This is a genomic window from Amycolatopsis stemonae, assembly GCF_054781455.1.
Window position 1 is genome coordinate 1 of sequence record NZ_BAAGUJ010000002.1, and the last position, 24,932, is coordinate 24,932.

A 24,932-nucleotide genomic window follows, 5' to 3' on the forward strand; every position below is an offset into this window, starting at 1 on the left:
GGTAATCCACCAGCAGGATCAGCGCTTCCTTGGCGGTGAACCGCTCGGAAATACCGCGGGCGATCTGCCGCAGCAGGTTCGTCTTCCCGGACTCGCCGTCGGCGAAGGCGTAGAAGTGCGGCTCGGCGTTGAAGTCCAGGTAGATCGGCTGCAGGTCCTCCTCGTTGACCCCGATCGGGACCAGCTTGGAGTCGCGGGCACTGTCGAGCTTGAGCACCTCCTCGTAGGTGATCATCTCCGGCAGCAGCCGCACCTGCGGCGCCACCCGGCCCCGCCACGCGCCCTTCACCTTCGCCACCGCATCCGCCACCCCGGACGCGATCGTCTCCGGGTCACTGGAGCCGTCGATGCGCGGCAGCCCGCCGAGCATGTGCAGCTTCTCCCGCGTCAACCCGCGCCCCGGCCGCCCGGCCGGGACGTTCACCGCCACCCGGCGGTCGATATCGGACTCGGTCGGGTCACCCAGGCGCAGCTCGAACCGGGTGCCCAGCATGTCCTTGATCGCCGGGCGGATGTCGGCCCACCGGTTGGCTGAAATGACGACGTGCACCCCGTAGGACAACCCCTGGGTCGCCAACCGGGTGATCGTCGTCTCCAGCTCCTCGAAGTCATCCCGCAACGCCCGCCAGTTGTCCACGACCAGGAACGCATCCCCGAACGGGTCCTGATCCGGCCGGATCTCCCCACGGCGTTTGCGGTTGCGGAACTCGGTCATCGAGTCGATGCCCATCGCCCCGAACCGGCCCTCCCGCTCGGTGAGCAGCGTGGTCAGCTCGGCCACGATCCGCCGCGCCTTGTCCGGCTCCCGCCGCGCCACCGCGACCCCGCCCACGTGCGGCAGATCAGCCAGACCCGCCAACGTGCCACCACCGAGGTCCAGACAGTAGAACTGCGCCTCCTCCGGCGTGTGCGTCAACGCCATCGACATGACCAGCGTCCGCAGCATCGTCGACTTCCCCGACTGCGGACCACCCACGATCACCCCATGCCCCGCCGCGCCCGAGAAATCCGCCCACAACGGGTCACGCCGCTGCTCATACGGCCGGTCGATGATCCCCAACGGCACCTGCAACCGCCCGTTACCGAAAAACCCGACCGGGGACAAGCCCCGGTCATCGGTCGGGTTCAGGTTCGGCAACAACGTGTCCAGCGAATTCGGGTCCTTCAACGGCGGCAGCCACACCTCGTGCGCCGGCGGGCCCTGCCCCACCAGCCGCGACACGATCACATCCAACTCCGACGGCTCGACCGCCTCCTCCGACTGCGGCGCCTGCTGCGCGACCGGAGCCTCCACCAGCTCCGGCTCCGGCTCCTTCGGCAACTCCACGAAGTCCGGCACGAACAACTGCGGCCGCTTGTCCGCCCGCACCACCGTCGCCGCCGGACCCGCCGCCTTGATCCCCGCCGGCCGATACGGACCCGACACATACGACGCCTTGAACCGCACCAACGTCGACGTGTCGTACTTCAGATACCCACCACCCGGCACCGACGGCAGCTCGAACGCATCCGGCACCCCGATCGCCGCCCGCGACTCCGCCGCCGAGAACGTCTTCAACCCGATCCGGTAGGACAAGTGCGAATCCAGACCCCGCAGCTTGCCCTCCTCCAGCCGCTGCGACGCCAGCAACATGTGCATCTGCAACGACCGGCCCAGCCGGCCGATCGCGACGAACAAATCGATGAAGTCCGGCTTCGCCGACAACAACTCCGAAAACTCGTCACACACAATGAACAACGCCGGCAACGGATCCAGGTCAGCGCCGTTCTCCCGGGCCTTCTCATACTCCCAGACGTTCTTGAAATTGCCGCCGTTCTTCAACGCCTCCTGCCGCCGGTTCATCTCCCCCGCCAGCGCGTCCTTCATCCGGTCGACCAGCGTGACCTCATCCGCGAGGTTGGTGATCACCGCCGACACGTGCGGGGCCTTGTCCAACCCCAGGAACGTCGCACCACCCTTGAAGTCCACCAGCACGAAATTCAACGTGGACGACGAATGCGTGGCCAACATCCCAAGCACCAGCGTGCGCAGAAACTCCGACTTACCCGAACCGGTCGCGCCGATGCACAGCCCGTGCGGGCCCATCCCCTCGGCGGCGGCCTCCTTGATGTCCAGCTCCACCGGCTGGCCGTACTCGCCGACGCCGAAGGGGACGCGGTAACGATCCCGGATCGGCCGGGGCCGCCACGCCTGCTGCACATCGAAGGTCATCGGATCACCCGGGATCCCGAGCAACTCCAGCAACGACGGGTTCGACAGCAGCGGCTCTTCGTCGCCGACGTCCTGGCCCGCGGCGCCGCCGACGCGGTACGGCGAGATCAGCCGAGCCAGCGACTCGGTCTCGACCACGCTGAGGGTGTCCGGCCTGCCGAACCACTCGACCCCGCCGGCGCTGCGCGCGCCCAGCCGATCGGCCTCCACGACGAGCCGCAGGCCGCGGCGGGCGGCCAGGTTGCCCAGGGAGTCCGAGAGGTCGATCAGCGTGACGCCGACCAGGCCCTCTTCGAGGACGATCTGCTCTTCGCGGGTGACCTCGGCGTCGTCGATGATGATCACGACGTGCGGCTGGTCCGGCGCGGGTGTCGCGTTGCGGGAGAACCGCTGGCGGTCACGCAGCTCTTCGTCGAGCCAGTTTTCGATCTGGGCCAGCGAACCGGCCATCATCCGGAGCTGGCCGATGCCGTCCGACAGCGCGGGGTGCTGGACGTGCGGCAGCCACTTCGCCCACTCCCACTCCTCCTTCGCGCGGCCCGCGGTGGCGACCGCGATCAGCACGTCGTCGGGGCTGTGGAAGGTGACCAGCTGCGCGAGCATCGCGCGCGTCAGGCCGCGGGTGAGGGTGCGGTCGCCCTGCATGCTCACCGCGGCGAACCCGCGGAGGGTGATCTGGGTCGGCAGGTCCGGCACGATCGAGTGCGCGCGCACGAACCGGCGCAGCGCGAGGGTGGCGATCGGCTCCAGCTCGTCGACCGGCCCGGTCTGCGGCGGGACCAGCCGCGTCGCGAGGCGGTGCGAGCTGCGCCCGACGCGCAGGTGCAGGAAGTCCTGGTCGTTCTGGCGGCGCTCCCACATCCGGCGGCTCGCCGCGAGCGACCACAGCGACTGCGGATCCGGGTGCACCCACTCCAGGGCGGCGCGCTGGTCGACCATCGCCTCACGGGCGCGGTCACGCATCTGCCCCAGGTAACGGAGGTAGTCCTTGCGGTCTTCATCCATCTCGGCGCGCTTGGCACCGCCGCCCTTGCCGCCACCGCCGGCCATCATCCCGAGCGTCCCGACGACCATCATGCCGCCCATGGCCATCATCATCGGGTTCCGGTTGGAGGCCTGGAACATGAAGACCATCATCCCGAGCGACGCGACGATCATGACGACCGGAAGCGCCTTCATGACGATGTTGCCGGGGATGACGCGGGGCACCTCGGGCGGCGGCTCGAGGTGCACCTCACCGCCCGGCGGACGCGGTGCCGCCAGCCGCGGCGACTTCTTGAACTGCAGCGTGCTCATCGAAGGACCCCTCATTCAAACTCGACGATGGCGGCCACCGCTTGGTGCGCGAACAACCTATCGAACGTATCGGGAGAATTCCGCCGGATGCCGGAACCCCTCGTGAACGCTGCCCCACCCTCGTCCGCCGAGTGTAGGGCCCGGCACCGACAGTAGTGGCGCCCTTCGCCCGCTGGACCTCCGCCGACCTGCCGTTGCCGGTGAATTTCGGACGTTCGATGATGTCGGCACCCGGGTTCGGTATAAGTTCCCCCGGGAGCAGTCTCGACCGAGCGGGGGCAGTGCAGTGGCTACGGGCACGACAGTTTTCAGCAGGGTGACGGTCGTCGCGCCCTCTACGCGGATCGACGTGGCCCTGCCCGCCGATGTCGCGGTGGCCGATCTGCTGCCGATGCTGCTGGACATGGCCAAGGAGTCGTCGCCCGACGGCGGGGCCCGCCACGGTGGCTGGGCGCTGGCGAAGCTCGGGGACGCCCCGCTCGACCCGAGCCGGACGCTCGCCTCGCTCGGCGTGGTCGACGGTGAGCTGCTCCAGCTGCGCAAGCGCAACGAGAACCCGCCGCCGCCGCTGTACGACGACGTCGTCGACGCGATCGCCGAGTCCTCCCCCGACAGCTTCCGGCCCTGGACCAAGGAAACGGCGAACCGCTTCGGGCACGTCGCGGGCGGGCTGGCGCTGGTCGCCGCCGCGTTCGCGCTGTTCATGAGCGGCTCGCTCTACGGCGGCAGCGCGATCGGCGCGGCCATCGCCGGCGGCATCGGCGCGATCGCGTGCGTCGCGGTCGGCGCGACGCTCGCCAAGGCGTACAACGCCGAGGCGACCGGGGTGCTGATCGCCGCGGCCGGCGGCCTGCCGCTGGCGTTCGTCAGCGGCTTCTACATCGTGCCCGGGCTGTCGATGCGGGCGAACCTGCTGCTCGGCGCGGTCCTAGTGCTCATCGTCGCGTCCGTCTGCATCATGGTCATCGGCGCGGGCATCACGACGTTCATCGCGGCCGCGACCGTCGGCGTCTTCGGCGCGCTGGCCTTCCTGTTCGGCACGCTCGTCGCGCACCCCGCGGCCGGTATCGCGGCCGGCACGGTCGCCGTCGCCCTCGCCTGCATCTCGATCCTGCCGCGCGCCACGATCTGGCTCGCGAAGCTGCCGCTGCCGCACGTCCCGGGCAGCGCCGAGGAACTCAAGGAAGACTCCGGTTTCCCGGACTACCGGGCGATCGAGCGCCGCACGGCCGTCGCGCACAACTACATGACCGGCCTGATGGTCGGCTGCGGTGTCACGGTCGCGGTGTCCGCGATCATCGCCGCCACCGCGCCCGGCGCGTTCGGGATCATCCTCGGCGTCGTCGCGACGCTCGTGCTGCTCCTGCGCGCCCGCGCGTACGCCAACGGCAGCCAGGCGATCGCCCTGCTCACCACGGGCCTGGTCGCCGCGACCGGCATCGGCATCGGCTGGCTGCTCACGGCGAGCGCGCAGAACCGCCTGCTCTACGTCTTCGGGGTGCTGATCCTGCTGGCCGCGGGCGCGCTGGTGGTCGGCGTGATCTTCCCGAACCAGCGGTTCTCGCCGCCGCTGCGGCGCACCGTGGAGATCATCGAGGCGATCAGCATCGCCTCCGTGCTCCCGCTGGCCCTGGGTGTGATGGACCTCTACACCACCCTGCGGCACCTGAACTTCAAGTGACCGGATCGGGTGACTCTCGGATGGCAGTAGGACGCCGTTTCGGCGCGACCCGGCGAACCACGACGGCCCTGCTGGCCGGCACGATCGGCGTGCTGGCCCCGCTGGGAGCGGCCCTGCCGGGCTGGGCGCAGACGTCCACCGACGGCTACTTCGCGACCCCGCCCCCGGTCGACACGACCAAGCTGGTCACGGACTCGGGGAAGCCGGACAAGAAGTACAAGCAGACGAAGGGCTGCGTCCAGCGCAGCACCCTCGGCCAGAACATCGAGATCAAATACCGGCCGTGGGGGCAGGACTACCTGCAGATCGCGAAAGCACAGGAGATCGTCAAAGCCGCCACGAACGGCGGGGCCGGGCAGGGTGTCCGGGTCGCGGTGATCGACACCGGGGTGACCCAGCACCCGTGGTTCCAGAACCGGGTCAAGTCCGGTGGCGACTACGTCTCCGCGACGACGAAGGGCCAGCAGCCGGGTCTCGAGGACTGCGACGGGCACGGCACCGAGGTCGCGGGCATCATCGCCGCGAAGCCGGACAACCCTGAGGTCGGGTTCATCGGGGTCGCCCCGGACGCGACGATCGTGTCCTACCGCCAGCTGAGCGAGAACTACGGGCCCGACACCTCGACGCCGACACCGCCCGCGAGCAGCACCGGCGGGTCGCCCTCCTCGAGCAGCAACCCGCCCTCCGGCTCGCAGTCGTCCCTGCCGCCGAGTTCGGGCGGCGGCGGTGGGACCGGGTCCGGTGACGGCGACCGGACGTCGCCCGGACAGTCGAACGGCGGCCGCCAGCTGGAGAAGGACGGCACGGCGGGCACGTTGAGAACGCTGGCCGAGATCATCGCCGGCATCGCGCAGCGGAAGGACGCCGACGTCATCAACATGTCGGTCGACAACTGCCGGACCGCGAACGGGTCGATCACCGAGGGGGAGCAGCAGGTCCAGGCCGCTGTCCACGCCGCGGCGGAGGCGGGCATCGTGGTCGTCGCCGCGGCGGGCAACGCGACCGACGGCTGCCCGCAGAACGACCAGCCGGACGCGAGGCGACCGAAGACGATCGTCACCCCGCCGTGGTTCGCCGACGACGTCCTGTCGGTGGGCGCGATCGACGAGTCCGGCGGTGTGGCGCCGTTCAGCGTGCACGGCCCGTGGGTCGGAGTCGCCGCGCCGGGCACCCGGATCGTCTCGCTCGACCCGGCCGAGCAGTCGACCGGCCTGGCGAACCTGACCTTCGAAAACGGCGACAAGGCGAGCGAAATCCAGGGCACCAGCTTCGCCGCGCCGTACGTCTCCGGACTTGCCGCGCTCATCAAGGCGAAGTACCCGAAGCTGAGCGGACGGGCGATCGTCAACCGGATCAAGGAGACGGCCCAGCACCCGGCGGCGCCGGGCGGGCGGGACAACTTCGTCGGCTACGGGGTCATCGACCCGGTGGCCGCGCTGACCCAGAGCCTGCCGTCGGAGCTGGGGAACCAGGCGCCGATCCCGGCGCCGCAGATGGCCCAGCTCCCGCCGTCGAACGACCGCAGCTCGACCCCCGTGATCGTGGCGCTGGCCGGCACCGGCGGCGGCGTGGTGGCGCTGCTGATCACGCTGTTCGTGATGCACACGATCCGCCGCAACCGGACCGCCGACACCGGGCCCGCCACCCGCCGCTGACGCGGGCCCGGCGTCACTTCGAGGGTGGCGCCGGGGGCTTCTTCGGCTGCGGCTTCGGGTTCTCGTCCTCGCCGATGACCGGGGGCGCCACCAAACCGGGCTCCCCCAGCAGTTCGGACGGGTTGATCGTCTGGCGGGACTTCGGCTGGCGCCGTCCCCCGCCGCCGCCTCCGCCGAAGGCGCCGAAGCCCATCATCGGCATCATCGGGACGCCGCCAGACGTGTTGTGGTTCGCCGTGGTATCCGGGGGTGCGTCGGCCGGTTGCGCCGCGTCCGGGGTGCCCGCCCCCGTGTGCTTCGGCTCCGCCGGGTCGCCGCTCGCCGCGGACGGTGTCGTCGACTGGTCCGCCGAAGACGGCGATGTCCCCGAAGCGGCTGTGCCCTCGTCGTTCAACGCGCCGTCGTGCAGCTTGAACCGCTCCTGCGGGTAGCGGTGCCGGATCTCGATGGTCCTGGACTTGCCGTCCGGGTCGTCGACGCCGTCGCAGAGCCGGTCGAACGCCTCCATGACGTCGCGCGCCGTCTCGTACAGGCTCTTCGCCGACTCCTGCGTCTCCTCCAGCTGGGCCCGTGCGCGCCGGGTGCCGCCGCTGGGCAGCAACATCGTTTCCGACACCAGTTCCGCCGCGTCGACCAGGACCTCAACGAGGTCCACGACCACGTGGCGCAGGGTCTCCACCATGTCGTCGAGCGCGGCCGCCAGGGTGTTCAGCGCCTCCTGGAGGTCGCCGCCCGCCGAGCCGATTTCCCTGATGTAGGCCACGAACGAGTCCGCGTCACGGCCTTCCCAGCCGGCGTCGAGACGGCCCAGGTGGTCGTCGAGGCGCGCCGAAACGCCGGCGGCGGTCGACGCGGCCTGGCGCAGCCGCCCGGCTTCGGCGCCGAGGTCGGCCCAGCGGCCCAGCAACGGCCGGAAGTACGTCTCGACCGGATCGATCAGCCCCAGCTGCCGCGAGACGTCGGTGAGATAACCCAGGTGCGGCTCGGCCGCCGCGGTGATGTCCTCGCCCTGCGGGACGGCCACGGCGACCGGCGCGGCCTGGCGCGCCAGCGGGTGCGCGATGGACTCCGTGGAGCCTTCTTCGGTCATCATCCGTCGAGCCTCCCGGCCCGCTTGATCAGCTCCGCGGCGTCCGCGTCCTGACCGCTGTGGCGGACCGTCACCTGCCGCAGCGCCTCGGCGGCCGAGCGCAGGGCTTCGGCGCCGTCGGTCAGCTGGCGCCGCAACGCCCCGGACGCCCGCCCGTACGACGCACCGAGCCCGATTTGGGCCCCCAACGCGCCGTACGACTCTTCGGAGACGCCTTCGCCCCCGACCTCCACGGCCGCCGCGTCCAAGTCGTCAGCGGCCGCCTCGGCCGTCTTGGCGTACTCGGCGACGACGGCGCCGTCCATCCTCAAGCCGGCCACGGCACCTCCGCTCACGAAAAGACCTTCGAGCGTGTGACGCCCGCCGCGGACCCGCGGTTCCGCTCAGCCGCCCGCTTGCTGGGTCTGCGTCGGGAACGAGCCGGCGTTGGGGTCGATCGGCACCGAGTCGAACTGCTTCAGCACGTCCTGCGTGTTCAGCGACGCGCCGGTCGGCAGCAGGCCGATGATCGACTCGGGTGCGGGCTGCCGGTTGCCCAGCCCGATCGCGTCCGCGGTCGTCGCGTCCGGGACGCTGTAGCGGATGCCGCGGTCGGAGATCAGCTGGATCGCGCCCTTGCCGAAACTGTCCTTGCCGGTGGCGGACTGCACCACCGCGCCGAAGCCCGGCTGCAGGTAGAAACCGTTGATGGGCACGCGGTTCGGGCCCGGCGTGGTCACCTTGGTGGTGGCGAACTTGGGGCCGTGGCTGTTCTGGCCCGGCAGCTGGGTGTCGATGTAGACCGACGTGTGGCCGTCGCGGTTGGCGCCGTCGCCGACCACCGACCAGCCGAGGCAGGCGACCGCCGAGTTCTTGGTGGCGTCGAGCACCGTCGGGACCGACCGCGGGAAGTCGTCGACCTGGATGTAGCCGGGGTCGCCGGACCGCAGCACGGTGACCCCGGACAGCTTGTCGAGGCCGAGCGTCTGCAACCTGCTCGCGCTGCCGTGCTTCGCGACCCGCACGACGTCGGCGACCGCCTGCGACACCTGCTGGATGCCGCTGGTGGTGATCGCCCAGTACTGCGGCTGCTCGCCCGTGGGCTGCGTGGAGAAGACGTCGCCCGCGGACAGCCCGCCGAAGTCGGCCGGCGCCGGGCCGTCCGGGATCACCGGCGGGGTCAGGCGCGGGACCTCGGGGATCGCGTTCAGCAGGCCCTGCGAAATCTTGCGCGGCTTCTGGTTCAGCAGCTGCAGAGCGGTGGAGACGGCATTGTGCGAGTCGCTGGTGTCGATCTCGGCGCGGACGGTGTTGGCGTTCGGGCGGTTCTGCGTGCTCGGCAGGCGGTAGACGAGGTAGGTCTTTCCGTTGTCGGCCGCCGCCAGCAGCGCTTCCTTCTCACCCAGCTCGGTGCCGAGGGCGTTCGGGGCGACACCGCCGAAGACGGACGTCTCGGTCTTGCCGATGTCCGGGTTCGGCTGCGTCGGGTCGAGCAGGACCTGGTCGCACACGGCCCAGTTCGGTGAGATCCGCTGCGCGTCGGTCGGGATCAGCTGCGGCCCGTCCGGGATGCCGGTGAGCTTCCCGCGCGGGATGTCCTTCAGCTGGTCGTCGGACACGACCGTGGGGTTCTTCACACTCGCCGGGCTCGCCGCCGCGGCCGGGGCGGGCGCCGCCGTCGCACCGCCGTTGTTCCCGCCGCTCGACTGCTTCGACTGCGCCAGCAGGAGAAGCCGCGCCGACGCGAGGTTGAACGTCGGCACGAGGGTCTTCGGGTTCCCCATCACCACGTAGACCGTGCCGGACTGCTCGCCGATCACGATGTTGCCGGCCTCCGGCACCGACGGCGCCGGGCTGAGCAGCCCCCAGACGACGAAGACGATCATGCCGAGGGCACCGAGCACGACCCCCACGATCGTGGCCCTCGTGTGGGTGCGCATGGGGTCGTGCAACATCACGGCGTCGCGCCGGACCAGCGCCGACTGCATCCGCCGTAGGACGAATTGATACGCCTGAACCTGAGACTTAGTCGTGGGTGTTGATGGCATTCTCGACCTACAGCTCTCCCCGTCGCGGTACGGTTCCGCAGGATAGCCGTACGGGGACCGTCTGGTGTGGGGTTTCTACCAACTCCGGCTAGGGTCGGACACCCCGGGACCCGGCTTCCGGGGTACGCAAGCACGAGGGGAAGAGAACGCGCGGATGTCCGTCACCACGCCTCCACGTCCGCCTGGCCCGCCCGGGCCGCCGCCACCCGGTCGCCCGCCGGGCCCGCCGCCGCGGCCGGGGAGACCCGGTGGTCCCGGCGGCCCCGGCGGAGTGCCCGGTGGACCCGGTGGCGCTCCCGGCGGACCCGGTGGTGGACCTGGTGGCCCCGGCGGTCCGGGCATGCCGCCGCGCGGTCCCGGCGGCCCCGGTCCGGGCGGCCCCGGGGGACCCGGCGGACGCCCCGGCGGTCCTGGTGGCCCCGGCGGTGGCGGTCCTGGTGGACCTGGTGGACCTGGCGGTCCCGGCGGTGGCGGTCCCGGTGGCCCCGGCGGCCCCGGCGGCGGCGGTCCCGGTGGCCCTGGCGGCCCCGGCGGCGGCGGCCCCGGTGGCCCCGGCGGACCCGGTGGCGGTGGCCCCCAAGGACCGGACGACAGCGGCCCCTCCACTCCCCCGCCCGGCGCGGTGCGGATGGCACCACCGGCCCGGCGCCGGTCTTCCGGCGTCAACCTCGGGCCGCTGCCCGTGGCGAACCTCGTCGTGCTCGAGGTCGGCCTCGCGATCGGGCTCGTTCTCCTCGCCATCGACATGTCGCTCAAGTGGGTCGGCGTCGGCGTGGTCGGCTTCGCGCTCATCGTCGCGCTGCTCCGCTGGCGTGGCCGCTGGTTCACCCAGTGGATCGGGCTGACCCTCCGCTATTCGTTCCGGTCGCACGACCGGGTGGCGAACCCGCTGCCGCCGAGCACGGTCGAGGCGATGACCGCCGAAGAGACCACGGTGACCGGCGCGGACGACGCCCGCGTCAACCTGCTCCGCGTGGCCGTGCCCGACCTCGTCGTGGCGCACGGCGTCGACCACGAACGCCAGCAGGTCGGCCTCGCCTGGAACGACGGCACCTGGACGGCCGTGCTGCTCGTCGAGCCGACCCCGGCGATGATCACCCAGGCCGGTGACGCGCCGAGCCTTCCGCTGTCGGCGCTGGCGCCCTGCCTCGAGGACCGCGGTGTCGTCCTCGACTCCATCCAGCTGATCTCACACTGCTACCCCGGCAGCGCGGCGCTGCCGTCGGACTCGCCCGCACTGAGCTCCTACATGGAGGTGCTCGGCCCGCTGCCCGCGGCGGCGCGGCGGACGACGTGGGTGGCGATCCGGCTCGACCCGAAGCGCTGCCCGGCGGCCATCCGGGAACGCGGCGGCGGCGTCGTCGGCGCCCACCGCGCCCTGATCGGCGCGCTGTCCCGCGTGCGCAACGCGCTCGAGTCCCAGGGCGTGCCGACCCGGCCGCTCGACCCGGACGAGCTGCTGCGAGCCGGCATCTCCGCGGCGGAGCTGACTTCGGTCGCCGGCTCGGCGGACCGGGTGACGCTGCAGGAGCGGTGGTCCGGCGTGACCGCGGCCGGCATCGGGCACGCGAGCTACGCGATCACGGGCTGGCCGAAGGGCAAGATCAGCGGCAGCCTGAACGCGCTGACGAGCGTCCGCGCGCTGTCGGCGACGGTCGCGATGTCGATCTCCCCGGCGTCCGACGAAGGCAAGATCGGGCTGCGCGGCGTGGTCCGGCTGAGCGCGCGCAACCCGCGTGAGCTCGACGCCGCCGACCAGCGGCTGCAGGGCCTGTCCGAGCGGCTGGGCGTCGACCTGACGCCGCTGCGCGGGCTGCAGGTCTCCGCGTTCGCCGCCACGCTGCCGATCGGAGGTACAGCATGAGTTCCCGCGTCCGCGACGCCGGGCAGAACACCGGTGTGGCGCCGGAGTTCACGGTCGACCCCGCGATGCTCGACGCGATCAGCCCCTCGGGCGACCGCGGCGGCATCGTCCTCGGCTCGGGCCTGAAGGGCGAGCCGCTGACGATCTCGGCGCTGCGCTCGACGCCGACACGCATCGTGCTGGTGGGCGGGCTGTACCTGGCCCGTCAGGTGGCGATGCGAGCGATGGCGGTCGGCGCGTGGGTCGTGGTGGCGACGGGCCGCCCGGCGGCGTGGCAGGTGCTCTCGCAGGCGGCCGGCAGCCGTGACGGCCGCCCGTCGCCGCTGGTGCAGATCCGCCGGCTGTCCCCGGTCGAGCTCCCGCGGCCGTCGGAGGACGCGCCGCTGCTGGTGGTCACCGACGGCGGCCCGACCCCGCAGGACCTGTTCCCGCCCCGCTCGCCGTGGCAGACCACGATCTACGTGCTGCCGTACCTGCACCCGCAGGCGGGCGCGACGGCCAACGCGGCGGATCTGGTGCTGATGCAGCGCCTTCCGGCCGGTCAGGCCGAACTGGCGGCGCGCATCTGGCGGCTCCCGCCGCAGATGATGCGGCAGCTGACGACGTTGAAGGACGACCAGGTGGTGGCACTGGGCCGCAACCTGTGGCGGCCGCTGCGCCTGGTGACGACGGGCAAGGAGCAGCAGCTCCTGGGCCCGGTCCGCCGCGGCGACTGATCTCGCGCCGCCCTCGTGAGCGGGAAACCCCTCACGAGGGCGTGCGGATGTTGCGGGTTTGTTCGGCGCGGGCGGCGAGGTCCGCGTCCGGCGGGTAGTCGACGGCGGTGAGGGTCAGGCCGTGCGCCGGGGCGACCGCGCTGTCGCGGACGCCGCTCGCCAGCAGCCGCTCCGGCCAGCCGGGCGCGCGGCGGCCGTCACCCACCATGAGCAGGACGCCCACCAGACTGCGGACCATCGAGTGGCAGAACGCGTCCGCCGAGACCCGGACCTCCAGCAGGTGCTCGTCCACCCGCGTCCATTCCAGGCGCTGCAGCTCGCGGATCGTCGTACCTGTCTCGCGCTGCTTGCAGTACGCCGCGAAGTCGTGCAGGCCCAGCAGGTCCGCGGCGGCGGCGTTCATCGCGTCCGTCGACAGTGGACGGTTCCAGGCCAGGGTGTCGTGCCGGCGCAACGGGTCCACGCCCCACGGCGCGTCGGACACCCGGTAGCGGTAGTGCCGGCGGACGGCCGAGAACCGGGCGTCGAACCCCGGCGGGGCCACCCGGGCACCCAGCACCCTGACGTCGCCCGGCAGGAGCCGGTTCCAGCGGCCCGTCATGCGGGTCAGGTCCGGGATGCCCTCGACGGACATCGGGACGCGCCCGGCACCCCCGGGCACGACGTCCACGTGCACCACCTGGCCCGTCGCGTGCACCCCGGCGTCCGTGCGGCCCGCCACGACCACGGACTTCGGCACCGACGCGCCCGGCGGCTGCTTCTGCAGGGCGTCCTCCAGGAGCCCCTGGACCGTGCGGCGACCAGGCTGCCGGGCCCAGCCCGAGAAGTCCGTCCCGTCGTAGGAAACGTCCAAGCGCAGACGAACGAGCCCGCCCTCCCCAGCGGGAGTGGCGGGCTCGTCCGGTGTCAAATCGGCCTTCAGGACGTCAGTCCTTCTTGGCGTCCGCGTCGGTCTCCTCGGCAGCCGGAGCCTCCGAAACCTCGGTGGTCTCCTCGGCCTTGGCCTCCTCGGCGGCGGGCGCCTCGGTGGTCTCCTCGGCAGCCGGGGCAGCGGCCTTCGGCTCGTCCTTGGCGAACTTCGTCTTCCGAGCGCGCTCGGCCTCCGAAGTCACCGTCTTCTCGGCCACCAGCTCGATGACGGCCATCGGCGAGTTGTCGCCCTTGCGCGGCATCGTCTTGGTGATCCGGGTGTAGCCACCGGCACGCTCCGCGAAGTGCGGCCCGATCTCGGCGAACAGCTTGTGCACGACGTCCTTGTCACGGACGACCTTCTGCACCTGACGACGGTTGTGCAGGTCGCCCCGCTTCGCCTTCGTGATCAGCTTCTCGGCCAGCGGACGGACCCGCTTGGCCTTCGCCTCGGTGGTGGTGATCTTGCCGTGCTCGAACAGCTGCGTGGCCAAGTTGGCCAGGATCAGCCGCTCGTGCGCGGACGACCCGCCGAGCCGGGCTCCCTTGGTAGGGGTGGGCATTGGTTCTCCTAGTTCAGCTCACAGCGTCCAGGCACAGGGCCTCAGAGCTGCTCGGTCTCTGCGTAGTCCTGGCCATCGTCGTGGCCGTCCGAAATCCCGTCGGCGATGCCGCCGACACCCTCCGACCAGCCTTCACCGTCGTAGCTGGCGGCCGCCGCAGTCGGGTCGAACCCGGGCGGGCTGTCCTTCAGCGCGAGGCCGAGGCCGACGAGCTTGAGCTTGACCTCGTCGATCGACTTGGCGCCGAAGTTGCGGATGTCGAGCAGGTCCGCCTCGCTGCGCGAGACGAGCTCGCCCACCGTGTGGATGCCCTCGCGCTTCAGGCAGTTGTACGACCGGACGGTGAGGTCCAGGTCCTCGATCGGCATCGCGTAGGCGGCGATGGTGTCCGCCTCCTGCGGCGACGGGCCGATCTCGATGCCCTCGGCGTCGACGTTCAGCTCGCGGGCGAGACCGAACAGCTCCACCAGCGTCTTGCCGGCCGACGCGACCGCGTCGCGCGGCGTGATCGACGGCTTGGTCTCGACGTCCAGGATCAGCTTGTCGAAGTCGGTGCGCTGCTCGACACGAGTCGCCTCGACCTTGTACGTCACCTTCAGCACCGGCGAGTAGATCGAGTCGACCGGGATCCGGCCGATCTCGGCACCCGCCTGCTTGTTCTGCAGCGCCGGAACGTAACCGCGGCCGCGCTCGACGACGAGCTCGATCTCGAGCTTGCCCTTGCCGTTCAGCGACGCGATGTGGAGGTCCGGGTTGTGCACGGTGACGCCGGCCGGGGGCACGATGTCGGCCGCCGTGACCTCACCGGGGCCCTGCTTGCGCAGGTACATGGTGACCGGCTCGTCCTCTTCCGAGGACACCACGAGCTCCTTGAGGTTCAGGATGATGTCGGTGACGTCTTCCTTCACCCCGGGAACGGTGGTGAACTCGTGCAGCACGCCGTCGATGCGGATGCTCGTCACGGCCGCGCCCGGGATGGACGACAGCAGCGTACGACGCAGCGAGTTGCCGAGCGTGTAGCCGAAGCCGGGCTCAAGCGGTTCGATGGTGAACCGGGAGCGGGTCTCGTTGACCGTCTCTTCGCCGAGAGCCGGCCGCTGGGAAATCAGCATTTCTTCCTAGTTCCTTTCCAGACGACGCCCGCCATATGACGTCGAAGGGATGGCGCGGCGGCGGCGCACTGTGGGCGCCGCCGCCCTGCGTCCGACGGTGCCGGACTACTTCGAGTAGAGCTCGACGATCAGCTGTTCCTGAACCGGAACGTCGATCTGCGCGCGCTCCGGGAGCTGGTGGACCAGCACGCGGAGGTTGGACTGGACGACCTGCAGCCACGCCGGGATCGGGCGGTCGCCGAAGGACTCCTTCGCCGCCACGAACGGCAGCATGCCCATGGACTTCGGCCGCACGTCGATGATGTCCCACTTGGTGACCTGGAACGACGGGACGTTGACCTTGACGCCGTTGACCAGGAAGTGGCCGTGGCTCACCAGCTGACGCGCCTGACGGCGGGTGCGGGCGATGCCGGCGCGGTAGATCACGTTGTCCAGCCGCGACTCGAGGATCTGCAGCAGGTTCTCACCGGTCTTGCCCGGACGCCGGACGGCTTCCTTGTAGTACCGGACGAACTGACGCTCGAGAACGCCGTAGGTGTAGCGAGCCTTCTGCTTCTCCTGCGACTGCAGGAGGTACTCGGACTCCTTGATGCGCCCGCGGCCGTGCTGGCCCGGCGGGTAGGGGCGACGCTCGAAAGCCTGGTCGCCGCCGATGAGGTCAACCTTGAGGCGACGCGAAATACGCGTCGCGGGGCCGGTGTAACGAGCCATTTCTTCTTACTCCTCCCCGTTCCTCAGACCCGGCGCCGCTTGGGCGGGCGGCAGCCGTTGTGAGGCTGCGGGGTCACGTCCTGGATGGTGCCGACCTCGAGGCCGGCCGCCTGCAGCGAGCGGATCGCCGTCTCGCGGCCCGAACCCGGGCCCTTCACGAAGACGTCGACCTTCTTCATGCCGTGCTCGGCGGCCTTGCGGGCAGCGTTCTCGGCGGCCATCTGCGCGGCGAACGGGGTGGACTTGCGCGAGCCCTTGAAGCCCACGTGACCACTCGACGCCCACGCGATCACGGCACCGGTCGGGTCCGTGATCGAGACGATGGTGTTGTTGAAGGTGCTCTTGATGTGCGCGTGACCGTGCGCGACATTCTTCTTTTCCTTGCGGCGGACCTTCTTGGCCCCGGCCGCAGTGCGAGACTTCGGTGGCATGTTCTGAGGGATCTCCTGTTAGCGCGCGTCTTCTTGGTGAGCGGCGGCTGCTTCGGCCTGGCCGCGCCGGATGATCGAACCGGCGTCGGTGTACAGGTTCCGCAGCGCCATCGGGCGGGCGTAGAGCGCCTTGGGCGAAACGCAAGCCGAGCCGCGGCGCTGGACGCCGCCCATCTGCACGACCTTCTTGCCCTGGACGCTCACTTCTTGCCAGCCTTCTTCTTGCCGGCGACCGTCTTCTTCGGACCCTTGCGGGTGCGGGCGTTCGTCTTGGTGCGCTGACCACGGACGGGAAGTCCGCGGCGCCAGCGAAGACCCTCGTAGCACCCGATCTCGATCTTCCGACGGATGTCGGCGTTCACCTCGCGGCGAAGGTCACCCTCGACCTTGAAGTTCTCTTCGATGTACGTACGCAGCTTGGCGAGGTCGTCATCGCTGAGGTCTTTGACGCGGGTGTCCGCGTTGATCTCGGCAGCCTTGATGAGCTGCTTCGACCGGGTACGGCCGATGCCGTAGATGTACGTAAGCGCGATCTCCACCCGCTTCTCGCGGGGAAGGTCTACGCCAGCGAGTCGTGCCATTGGCGCTGATGCTCCTTCATTGAATTCGTCTTCAGGTCTGCTCCCCGTCCGGTTCCGGGACCGACTCGCCTGTCGTGCCCTCGGCTTGCGCCTCGGGTGTCCCAGCCCCGGCCTGAAGTCCGGGGGTGAACCGGCCCACTCGCGTGGCCCGGCAGGTGCGGGGAGGTTGTGTAGCCGTCAATCCACTCTGGTCGAGTGCCTGGCGATCGGATCAGCCCTGCCGCTGCTTGTGCCGCAGGTTCTCGCAGATCACCATGATCCGGCCGTGACGGCGGATCACCTTGCACTTGTCGCAGATCTTCTTGACGCTCGGCTGGACCTTCACGTCTTCTGCTCTCCTGCTTCTGAGCTGCTCGTGATCACTTGTAGCGGTAGACGATGCGACCACGAGAGAGGTCGTAGGGCGAGAGCTCCACGACAACCCTGTCCTCGGGCAGGATGCGGATGTAGTGCTGCCGCATCTTGCCGCTGATGTGTGCCAGGACCTTGTGACCGTTCTCCAACTCGACGCGGAACATCGCGTTGGGGAGCGGCTCGACTACGCGGCCTTCGACCTCGATGGCCCCGTCTTTCTTCGCCATGTCCTCCGCATTTCCTTGTCTGCACTGTCGGCCGCCACACCTGATCAACTCGAGCACTAGTGCTGGGTTGGGTGTTGCGTGGCACACTGGTGCCCGGCTCCCAAGACCGTGAATTCACGAGCGCGCAGGATCCGGGCGCGATAAGTGCGCCGACTTGACAGTGTACGCAACCCGTGTCGCGACCCCCAAACTGGGGGTAACCGTGCTAGGAGATTGCCCAGTTCCGCGGACACCAAGTGCACCTGAACGGGTGAATGCGCAGGTCAGCGCCATCCGGGGCTTCGCCCCGAGCCGGGGGCTCCGCCACCCGGACCCCCGAAAGATGTCAGGCGTCTTCCGCAGCGGTGAGCACCCACGGGCCGTCTTCGGTGATGGCCACCGTGTGCTCCCAGTGGGCCGCGCGGGAGCCGTCGGCCGTGACGACCGTCCAGCCGTCGTCCAGCTCGCGGGTCTCGCCGCCGCCGCCGGTCAACATCGGCTCGATCGCCAGCGCCATGCCGGGCTTCAGCCGCGGGCCCTTGCCCGGCTTGCCGATGTTCGGCAGGAACGGGTCCATGTGCATCTGGCGGCCGATGCCGTGGCCGCCGTACTCGACGATCATCCCGTACTCGACGCCGTCGTCGCGGCCCGCGCGTTCGGCCGCCGACTGGACGGCGTAGGAGATGTCGGTCAGCCGGCCGCCGGCGCTGACGGCCTCGATGCCGGCCCACATGGCCGCCTCGGTCGCCGCGGACAGCGCCAGGTCGGCGTCCGACACCGCGCCGATGGCCAGCGTGACGGCGGAGTCGCCGTGCCAGCCGTCGAGGATCGCGCCGCAGTCGACCGAGATGATGTCGCCGTCGGCCAGCACCTGCGTCTTCGCCGGGATGCCGTGGACGATCTGCTCGTTCACCGACGCGCAGATCGACGCCGGGAAGCCGTGGTAACCCTTGAACGACGGCACCGCGCCGGCGTCCCGGATCGTCTGCTCGGCCAGCTCGTCGAGCTCGGCGGTGCTGACCCCCGGCTTCGCGGCCGCGCGGACGGCCGCGAGCGTGCGGGCGACGACGAGCCCCGCGGCCCGCATCGCCTGCAGCTCGTCCGGGGTCTTGACCTCGATCATGCGCCCGCGGCGGAGCACTTGCAGAACACGCAACCCTCCGAGATTCACGTGCGGTCGCGCAGCGCTTTCAGCACCCGGCCGGAGACCTCGTCCACGCTGCCGACACCGTCGACGCTCACGAGGATGTCGGCGTAGTACTCCAGCAGCGGCGCGGTGTCCGACACGTAGATCTGCTGACGGCGGCGGATGACGTCTTCGGTGTCGTCCGCGCGGCCGCGCGACATGAGCCGGCCGACGACGACGTCCTCCGGCACCTGCAGCTGGATCACGGCGTCGAGCGAGACGTCGGAGTCGCCGAGGATCTCGCCGAGCACCTCGGCCTGCTTGGTGTTGCGGGGGAAGCCGTCGAGCAGGAAGCCGGCCTTCGCGTCCGGCTCCGCCAGGCGCTCGCGGACCATTTCGTTCGTCACCGAGTCGGGCACGAGCTCGCCGGAGTCCAGGTAGCGCTTGGCCTCCTGGCCCAGCGGGGTCTCCTGGCCGACGTGGGCGCGGAACAGCTCGCCCGTCGAGATGTGCGGGATGCGCAGCTGCTCGGACAGGGCCTCAGCCTGCGTACCTTTGCCCGCACCCGGCGGGCCGACGAGAACCAGGCGTGTCACTTCAAGAACCCTTCGTAGTTGCGCTGCATCAGCTGGCTTTCGATCTGCTTCACGGTGTCGAGGCCGACACCGACCATGATCAGCACAGCCGTGCCACCGAACGGGAAGTTCTGGTTGTTCCCGCTCCCGGTCACCGACAGGAAGAAGTTCGGAAGGATCGCGATGATGCCCAGGTACAGCGAGCCCGGCAGGGTGATCCGGCCGAGCACGTAGCTCAGGTACTCCGCGGTCGGGCGGCCCGGGCGGATGCCCGGGATGAACCCGCCGAACTTCTTCATCTCTTCCGCACGCTCGTCCACGTTGAACGTGATCGTGATGTAGAAGTACGTGAAGAAGATGATCAGGCCGAAGTACAGCGCGATGTGCACCCAGCTGGACTGGTTCACGATGTAGTTCTTGATGAAGACCTGCCAGCCGGAGTTGCTGTTCTGGTCGCCGACGAGGCGCGAGATCAGGTCCGGCAGGTACAGCAGGGACGACGCGAAGATGACCGGGATGACGCCGGCCTGGTTCACCTTGATCGGCAGGTAGGTCGACGTGCCGCCGTACATCCGGCGGCCGATCATGCGCTTGGCGTACTGCACCGGGATCCGGCGCTGCCCCTGCTCGACGAAGATGACGCTCGCGATGATCACGAGCCCGAAGATGCAGATCATCGTCAGCGCGATGCCACCGCCGTTGGACAGGATGTTCCCGCCCTCGACCGGGATGCGCGCCGCGATGTTCAGGAAGATCAGGACGGACATGCCGTTGCCGACGCCGCGCTCGGTGATCAGCTCGCCCAGCCACATCATGACGGCGGTGCCCGCGGTCATGGTGATGACGATGATCGCCAGCGAGTAGACGCTGTTGTCCGGGATGATCGGCTGGTCGCAGTCCGGGAAGAGCTGCTTGCGGTCCGCGAGCGCGACCACGCCGGTGGCCTGCAGGATCGCGAGCGCGACCGTCAGGTACCGGGTGTACTGGGTCAGCTTGCCCTGGCCGGACTGCCCTTCCTTCTTCAGCTCCTCGAACCGCGGGATGACCACGGTGAGCAGCTGGATGATGATGCTCGCCGTGATGTACGGCATGATGCCGGTCGAGAAGAGCGACAGCTGCAGCAGCGCACCGCCGCTGAACAGGTTCAGCAGCTGGTAGACGCCTTCCTGCTGCGCCTGGGAGCTACAGGCCTGCACGGCTCCGTACGAGATCCCGGGCGCCGGAATGGTCGCACCGATTCGGTAGACCGCGACGATGGCTAGCGTGAACAGGATCTTCTTGCGTAGATCCGGCGTCGCGAGAGCCGAGCGGAAGGCGCTGAACACGCGGGGGACCTCCTCGGCGTCGTCGGCCGTCCTCAACCGACGATCGGCTTGGCCGGCCACGGGGGCCGGCGGGAACACACAGCACTACTGGCAGGCAAGCCAGGAACGCTTCGGGGCACACTCGTCCCGAAGCGTGTCGCCGACTCTAACAGCTTCACGGGGCGTGTCCGCAGTGCGTGTGCGTTTTCCGTACCAAGGTTGCTCCGGCGGGTTGATCCACTTCGCCGTCTCGGCCGTAATCCTTGACACAGAGCGCGGGTTCGGGCTCAGGCGCTGGACGTCGCGAGCACGCCGGCGAGGCCGACGAGGACCACCCCGGTGCCCCGGTCGACGTTGCGCCGGGCACGCCGGGTGAGCTCGATCGACTTCACCGCGGCGCCGACGCCGACGTACACCGAACCGGCCAGGAATTCGGCCAGCAGGTAGACCGCGCCCAGCAGCGCGATCTGAGCCGGAAAGGACCCGTGACCTGCGTCGATGAACTGCGGGACGAACGCGGTGAAGATGAGGATCGCCTTCGGGTTGGTGATGGCGACGCCGAACTCCTTGCGCGCGACCCGCCAGGCCGACGCCGGTTCGGTGGTCGGCGCGGGGGTGTCCGCTTTGCCCCGGATGGTGGACCAGAGCAGGCGGACGCCGAGGAACAGCAGGTAGGCCGCGCCGGCCCACTTGATGATCGTCAGAGCGGTCTCGGACGCGGCCAGCAGCTGCCCGAGCCCGGCCGCGACGGCCCCGATCAGCAGGGTGAACGCGGTCAGCCGGCCGGCCAGCCCGGCGAGGCCGCGGCGAACACCGTGCGTCATCCCGTGGTGGAGGCCGAGCAGGTTGTTCGCCCCTGGCGTAAGCGCGATGAGCACCGAAGCCCCGAAGAAGACCAGCAGCCACGACACGACGACCACCTCCGCCTCCCACGGTAACGGCGGGCGCGAGCGGTTTAGCGGTCGTCCTCGGGCGGCAGCACGGTGATGGCGACGCCGCTGGGCGGGGTCGGGGTGTCGGCGTAGGCCAGGTTCGGGTCGGCCCAGTCCTCGCCCCGACGTCGCCAGGTGGGCAGGCAGGCCAGGACGGCCGCGGCGACGACCAGGACGAGGGCCCCGATCAGCAGCCACATCCCGGAGTCCGTGACGACCTCGAGGTCGTTGCCGTCGGCCATCGCGGACCAGCCGAGCCCGCTCATCCCGACCGTGAGGACGACCCCGGTGGTGAAGAGCGCCCCGCCGGCGACCAGCCACCGCGCACGGCCGCTCTCGGGCCGCGAGAAGGCCATGAGCGCGGCGACGGCCAGCACGAGGACGGCGAGGATCAGCGGGATCCCGACGGGCGAGGCGGCCTGGTCGGTGGTCTCCTGCCCGGGAATCTCGATGCGGCTGCCCCAGGCGGTCTCGGTGACGGTCAGCTGGGCCTCGAGGAACCGGTCCCGGACGCTCACGTGCTGCTCGAGCCGGAACAGCGGCAGGAAGGTGCCGCCGAGGGTCATCAGGGCGGCGACGGCGGTGAGGACGGCCGGGAGCAGGCGGAGGAACCCCGAGGGACGCGCTTCGACGACCGGGATCTGCGCTTGGTGCGGCTCTGCCGGGTCTTCGGAGGCCTGGGGCTGCGGTGGCGCGCCCGGGATCTCGGCGACGGGGAACGGCAGCGGCTCGGGCCGGGCACCTGTGGGGAAGACCGGCAGGCCCGCGGAAGGCTCCGGAGGGACGGCCAGCGGGTCCGAGGAGGGGGCGGCAGGCGTGGCGTCCGCGGGGAAGGCGAGCGAGCTTGCCGAGGGTGTTGCGTCCGTGGGGAACGCCAGCGGGCCTGCGGAGGGCGTGGCGTCGGCGGGGAACGCCAGCGGGCTTGCCGAAGGCGCGGCATCAGCCGGGACCGGTGAGGCTTCGGCCGGGAAGCTCGGCGGATCGGCCGCCTGCGAGGGCTCCGGCGGGAACGGGGCTCCCGTGCCCGGCTCGACGCCCGTGACCCTTGGCGCCTCGACCGGGAAGCTCAGCGGGGATTCCCCGGCTTCGGCCGGGTGCGGCCGCTCGGATGGCTCCTGTGACGGTCTCTCCACCCTGTGATCCTCCGTCCGGATCACCGCGGCGGCAAGGAACCTGTCCGGTCAGTCGTCCGCCGGGGGCAGCACCGTGATCGAGACGCCCGACGGCGGTGTCGCCGTGTCCGCGAACGCGGCTTCCGGGTCGGCCCACTCCGGGCGCCCAGCGGCCGGCGTGCGGTGGGCGAGCACCGCGGCCGCCGCCGCAACCGCGACCGCCGCGATGAGCACCCACAGGCCCGCCAGGAGCGTCGTCTGCGTGCGGGGCAGGTGGTCGTCGACGAGACTGCGGGCGCCCTGCACCCCGATCGTGCAGACCGTGCCCGCCAGGAACGCCGCGGCCACCAGCGTGGCCCGCCGGGCGGCCGCGCCGGCGTGGCCGGTCACCGCCTGGCGGATCCCCAGGACCAGCGCCACCAGGAAGAGCGCACCCGCCAGCAGCAGCGGCGCCCCGAGCGGCGCCGACGGCGACGCGATCTCCCCCGAGCCCGGGAACGTGAAGTCGATCCGCCAGGCCCGGACGACCGAGCGCGCGACCCCGTCGTTCTCCACGCCCAAGGGCTGTTCGGTGCGGTAGAGGGGCAGGAACGTGCCGAGGACCGTCAGGGCGAGCGCGAGCACCACGAGCGCCAGGAAGGCCGGGCCACGACGAGGGGTGACGTCCACTCCCCCGATCCTTCCGCCGGACCGGGGCCACGACAACCGCACCCCGGAAACGCCGAAGGCCCGCCTGGCGGACCAGACGGGCCTTCGGCCTAGCGAAACGCTCAGTTGGTGGTGGCGGAGCCACCGGCCGCTTCGAGCTTCTCCTTGGCGGAGCCGGAGAACGCGTCGGCGGTGACGTTCAGCTTGACGCCGTTCACGTCGCCGTTGCCGAGCACCTTGACGAGCTTGCCCTTGCGGACGAGCCCGCCCTTGACCAGCTCGTCGGCACCGATGGTGCCGCCGTCCGGGAAGACGCGGGCGATGTCGCCCACGTTCACCGGCTGGTACTCGGTGCGGAAGCGGTTCTTGAAGCCACGCAGCTTCGGGAGCCGCATGTGGATGGGCATCTGCCCACCCTCGAACCCGGCGGGCACGTTCTTCCGGGCCTTGGTGCCCTTCGTACCGCGACCGGCCGTCTTGCCCTTCGAGCCCTCACCACGGCCGACGCGGATCTTGTCGGTCTTGGCGCCCGGGGCCGGGCGCAGGTGGTGGATCTTGATGGCCGTCATGCCTGGACCTCCTCGACCTCCACCAGGTGGCGGACGGTGTGGATCAGGCCGCGCACCTGGGGGGTGTCTTCACGCACGACGCTCTGGCGGATCTTGCGCAGCCCGAGGGTGCGCAGCGACTCGCGGTGAGCGTGCTTCGTGCCGATCTTGCTCTTGACCTGGGTGACCTTGAGCTGAGCCATGTCAGACCCCCTGGCCCGCGCGCTGGCGCAGCATCCGGGCCGGAGCGACGTCCTCGAGCGGGAGACCGCGGCGAGCCGCGACCTCTTCGGGACGCTGCAGGCCCTTCAGGGCCGCCACGGTCGCGTGCACGATGTTGATCGCGTTGTCGGAGCCGAGCGACTTCGACAGCACGTCGTGGACACCCGCGCACTCCAGCACCGCGCGCACCGGGCCACCGGCGATGACGCCGGTACCGGCGGACGCCGGGCGGAGCAGGACCACACCGGCGGCCTCTTCACCCTGGATCGGGTGCGGGATGGTGCCGCCGACGCGGGGAACGCGGAAGAAGTTCTTCTTCGCTTCCTCGACGCCCTTGGCGATGGCCGCGGGAACTTCCTTGGCCTTGCCGTAGCCGACGCCGACCTGACCGTCGCCGTCGCCGACGACCACCAGGGCGGTGAAGCTGAAGCGACGACCACCCTTGACGACCTTGGCGACGCGGTTGATCGTCACGACCTTCTCGAGGTGCGGGGTCTTGTCCTGGGCCGCCCCGCCACGGCCGCTGTCGCGCCGGTCACGGCGGTCGCGACGGTCACCGCGGTCGTTGCCGCCCTGACCGCCCGGCCCGCCCTGGCCGCCGCCGAATTGCCGCGTACGTCCCGGCATCAGGCTTTCCTTCCATTCACGAGCTTGTGCATCAGAACTCCAACCCCGCCTCACGGGCGGCGTCGGCCAGCGCGGCGATGCGGCCGTGGTAGGCGTTGCCCCCACGGTCGAACACCACGGCCGAGATCCCGGCGTTCTTGGCACGCGCGGCGACGAGTTCCCCGACCTTGGCGGCCTTGGCCTTCTTGTCGCCGTCGAGCGTGCGGACGTCCGCCTCGAGGGTGGACGCCGACGCCAGCGTGTGGCCGGCGAGGTCGTCGATCACCTGCACGGCGATGTGCCGCGAGGACCGCTTGACGACCAGGCGCGGACGCTGGTCCGTGCCCGAGACCTTCTTGCGGAGGCGGAAGTGCCGACGGGCCTTCGCGACGCGGCGGCGGGTCGAGATGTCCTTGCCGACCGGCTTGCGCTTCGTAGTCGTGTCGCTCAT

27 protein-coding genes are annotated in these 24,932 nt (G+C 70.5%); 4 read left to right on the forward strand and 23 right to left on the reverse strand.

The genetic code is table 11. From position 1 onward, the window contains the following. On the reverse strand, positions 1-3,508 hold a 3,508-nt coding region (gene eccCa / locus ACYVLJ_RS05940), incomplete at its 3' end, for a type VII secretion protein EccCa (RefSeq protein ID WP_460438017.1). Between the two features lie 316 nt (positions 3,509-3,824). On the opposite strand from eccCa, the gene eccD reads away from it, so the two are divergent. Both eccD and ACYVLJ_RS05950 read left to right on the forward strand, forming a co-directional pair. Then, entirely contained in the window at positions 3,825-5,189 is a 1,365-nt protein-coding gene (gene eccD, locus ACYVLJ_RS05945) for a type VII secretion integral membrane protein EccD (protein ID WP_451982269.1), read from the forward strand. Positions 5,190-5,209: 20 nt separating this feature from the next. Next, a complete protein-coding gene (locus tag ACYVLJ_RS05950) occupies positions 5,210-6,844 on the forward strand; it encodes a type VII secretion-associated serine protease mycosin (protein WP_460438018.1) in 1,635 nt (544 codons plus the stop codon). 13 nt (positions 6,845-6,857) lie between these two features. Here ACYVLJ_RS05950 and ACYVLJ_RS05955 read toward each other — a convergent pair whose 3' ends face one another. Genes ACYVLJ_RS05955 through eccB form a run of 3 tightly spaced genes read right to left on the reverse strand, consistent with a single transcriptional unit; the run spans position 6,858 to position 9,961 of the window. Further along, positions 6,858-7,937, reverse strand: a complete 1,080-nt coding sequence (locus ACYVLJ_RS05955; RefSeq protein ID WP_460438019.1) for a WXG100 family type VII secretion target — start codon at positions 7,935-7,937, stop codon at positions 6,858-6,860. Then, positions 7,934-8,269 carry a hypothetical protein gene (locus ACYVLJ_RS05960; protein WP_451982278.1) on the reverse strand — a complete coding sequence of 112 codons (336 nt, stop codon included), beginning with the start codon at positions 8,267-8,269 and terminating at the stop codon, positions 7,934-7,936. Before ACYVLJ_RS05960 ends, ACYVLJ_RS05955 begins: the two co-directional genes overlap by 4 nt. 48 nt (positions 8,270-8,317) lie before the next feature. After that, a complete protein-coding gene (eccB, locus tag ACYVLJ_RS05965; RefSeq protein ID WP_460438020.1) occupies positions 8,318-9,961 on the reverse strand; it encodes a type VII secretion protein EccB in 1,644 nt (547 codons plus the stop codon). 628 nt (positions 9,962-10,589) lie between these two features. On the opposite strand from eccB, the gene eccE reads away from it, so the two are divergent. Beyond that, positions 10,590-11,825: a type VII secretion protein EccE gene (eccE, locus tag ACYVLJ_RS05970; protein WP_451982283.1), complete on the forward strand. Its 1,236-nt coding sequence runs from the start codon at positions 10,590-10,592 to the stop codon at positions 11,823-11,825. Beyond that, positions 11,822-12,541 (forward strand): hypothetical protein, encoded by a 720-nt coding sequence (locus ACYVLJ_RS05975; RefSeq protein WP_451982286.1) that lies wholly within the window; start codon positions 11,822-11,824, stop codon positions 12,539-12,541. The genes eccE and ACYVLJ_RS05975 overlap by 4 nt, the downstream gene beginning before the upstream one ends. A gap of 31 nt (positions 12,542-12,572) precedes the next feature. On the opposite strand, the gene truA is transcribed toward ACYVLJ_RS05975, so the two are convergent. The 19 genes from truA to rplR form a co-directional block, all read right to left on the reverse strand. Then, complete coding sequence (gene truA, locus ACYVLJ_RS05980) at positions 12,573-13,394, reverse strand: tRNA pseudouridine(38-40) synthase TruA (RefSeq protein WP_460438021.1); 822 nt, start codon at positions 13,392-13,394, stop codon at positions 12,573-12,575. Between the two features lie 73 nt (positions 13,395-13,467). Continuing rightward, positions 13,468-14,013: a 50S ribosomal protein L17 gene (rplQ, locus tag ACYVLJ_RS05985; RefSeq protein ID WP_451982292.1), complete on the reverse strand. Its 546-nt coding sequence runs from the start codon at positions 14,011-14,013 to the stop codon at positions 13,468-13,470. 41 nt (positions 14,014-14,054) lie between these two features. Then, positions 14,055-15,125 (reverse strand): DNA-directed RNA polymerase subunit alpha, encoded by a 1,071-nt coding sequence (locus ACYVLJ_RS05990; RefSeq protein ID WP_004558887.1) that lies wholly within the window; start codon positions 15,123-15,125, stop codon positions 14,055-14,057. Between the two features lie 105 nt (positions 15,126-15,230). Then, entirely contained in the window at positions 15,231-15,836 is a 606-nt protein-coding gene (gene rpsD, locus ACYVLJ_RS05995; RefSeq protein ID WP_451982295.1) for a 30S ribosomal protein S4, read from the reverse strand. Positions 15,837-15,859: 23 nt separating this feature from the next. Further along, positions 15,860-16,267 (reverse strand): 30S ribosomal protein S11, encoded by a 408-nt coding sequence (gene rpsK / locus ACYVLJ_RS06000; protein ID WP_004558885.1) that lies wholly within the window; start codon positions 16,265-16,267, stop codon positions 15,860-15,862. 18 nt (positions 16,268-16,285) lie between these two features. Next, the gene (locus ACYVLJ_RS06005) at positions 16,286-16,471 is read right to left on the reverse strand and encodes a hypothetical protein (protein ID WP_451982298.1); all 186 of its coding nucleotides are present in this window, start codon (positions 16,469-16,471) and stop codon (positions 16,286-16,288) included. Beyond that, complete coding sequence (gene rpsM / locus ACYVLJ_RS06010; RefSeq protein WP_072474750.1) at positions 16,468-16,848, reverse strand: 30S ribosomal protein S13; 381 nt, start codon at positions 16,846-16,848, stop codon at positions 16,468-16,470. Before rpsM ends, ACYVLJ_RS06005 begins: the two co-directional genes overlap by 4 nt. 211 nt (positions 16,849-17,059) lie before the next feature. Continuing rightward, the gene (rpmJ, locus tag ACYVLJ_RS06015; protein ID WP_004558882.1) at positions 17,060-17,173 is read right to left on the reverse strand and encodes a 50S ribosomal protein L36; all 114 of its coding nucleotides are present in this window, start codon (positions 17,171-17,173) and stop codon (positions 17,060-17,062) included. Positions 17,174-17,207: 34 nt separating this feature from the next. Further along, on the reverse strand, positions 17,208-17,429 hold the full coding sequence (infA, locus tag ACYVLJ_RS06020) for a translation initiation factor IF-1 (RefSeq protein ID WP_004558881.1): 222 nt from the start codon (positions 17,427-17,429) through the stop codon (positions 17,208-17,210). 325 nt (positions 17,430-17,754) lie between these two features. Beyond that, on the reverse strand, positions 17,755-18,531 hold the full coding sequence (gene map / locus ACYVLJ_RS06025) for a type I methionyl aminopeptidase (RefSeq protein ID WP_460438611.1): 777 nt from the start codon (positions 18,529-18,531) through the stop codon (positions 17,755-17,757). Between the two features lie 44 nt (positions 18,532-18,575). Further along, positions 18,576-19,130, reverse strand: coding sequence for an adenylate kinase (locus ACYVLJ_RS06030; RefSeq protein ID WP_451982301.1), 555 nt, complete (start codon positions 19,128-19,130; stop codon positions 18,576-18,578). Then, positions 19,127-20,434: a preprotein translocase subunit SecY gene (gene secY / locus ACYVLJ_RS06035; protein WP_451982304.1), complete on the reverse strand. Its 1,308-nt coding sequence runs from the start codon at positions 20,432-20,434 to the stop codon at positions 19,127-19,129. The genes ACYVLJ_RS06030 and secY overlap by 4 nt, the downstream gene beginning before the upstream one ends. A 266-nt stretch (positions 20,435-20,700) precedes the next feature. Next, complete coding sequence (locus ACYVLJ_RS06040) at positions 20,701-21,324, reverse strand: LysE family translocator (RefSeq protein ID WP_460438022.1); 624 nt, start codon at positions 21,322-21,324, stop codon at positions 20,701-20,703. 44 nt (positions 21,325-21,368) lie between these two features. Further along, entirely contained in the window at positions 21,369-22,478 is a 1,110-nt protein-coding gene (locus ACYVLJ_RS06045) for a hypothetical protein (protein WP_460438023.1), read from the reverse strand. Between the two features lie 48 nt (positions 22,479-22,526). Beyond that, positions 22,527-23,126 (reverse strand): hypothetical protein, encoded by a 600-nt coding sequence (locus ACYVLJ_RS06050; RefSeq protein WP_460438024.1) that lies wholly within the window; start codon positions 23,124-23,126, stop codon positions 22,527-22,529. A 101-nt stretch (positions 23,127-23,227) separates the two neighbouring features. Beyond that, on the reverse strand, positions 23,228-23,674 hold the full coding sequence (gene rplO / locus ACYVLJ_RS06055) for a 50S ribosomal protein L15 (RefSeq protein ID WP_364462193.1): 447 nt from the start codon (positions 23,672-23,674) through the stop codon (positions 23,228-23,230). Next, entirely contained in the window at positions 23,671-23,856 is a 186-nt protein-coding gene (gene rpmD, locus ACYVLJ_RS06060) for a 50S ribosomal protein L30 (RefSeq protein ID WP_004558875.1), read from the reverse strand. The genes rplO and rpmD overlap by 4 nt, the downstream gene beginning before the upstream one ends. Position 23,857: 1 nt before the next feature. After that, complete coding sequence (gene rpsE / locus ACYVLJ_RS06065; protein WP_004558874.1) at positions 23,858-24,502, reverse strand: 30S ribosomal protein S5; 645 nt, start codon at positions 24,500-24,502, stop codon at positions 23,858-23,860. A 31-nt stretch (positions 24,503-24,533) separates the two neighbouring features. After that, positions 24,534-24,932 (reverse strand): 50S ribosomal protein L18, encoded by a 399-nt coding sequence (rplR, locus tag ACYVLJ_RS06070; RefSeq protein WP_451982316.1) that lies wholly within the window; start codon positions 24,930-24,932, stop codon positions 24,534-24,536.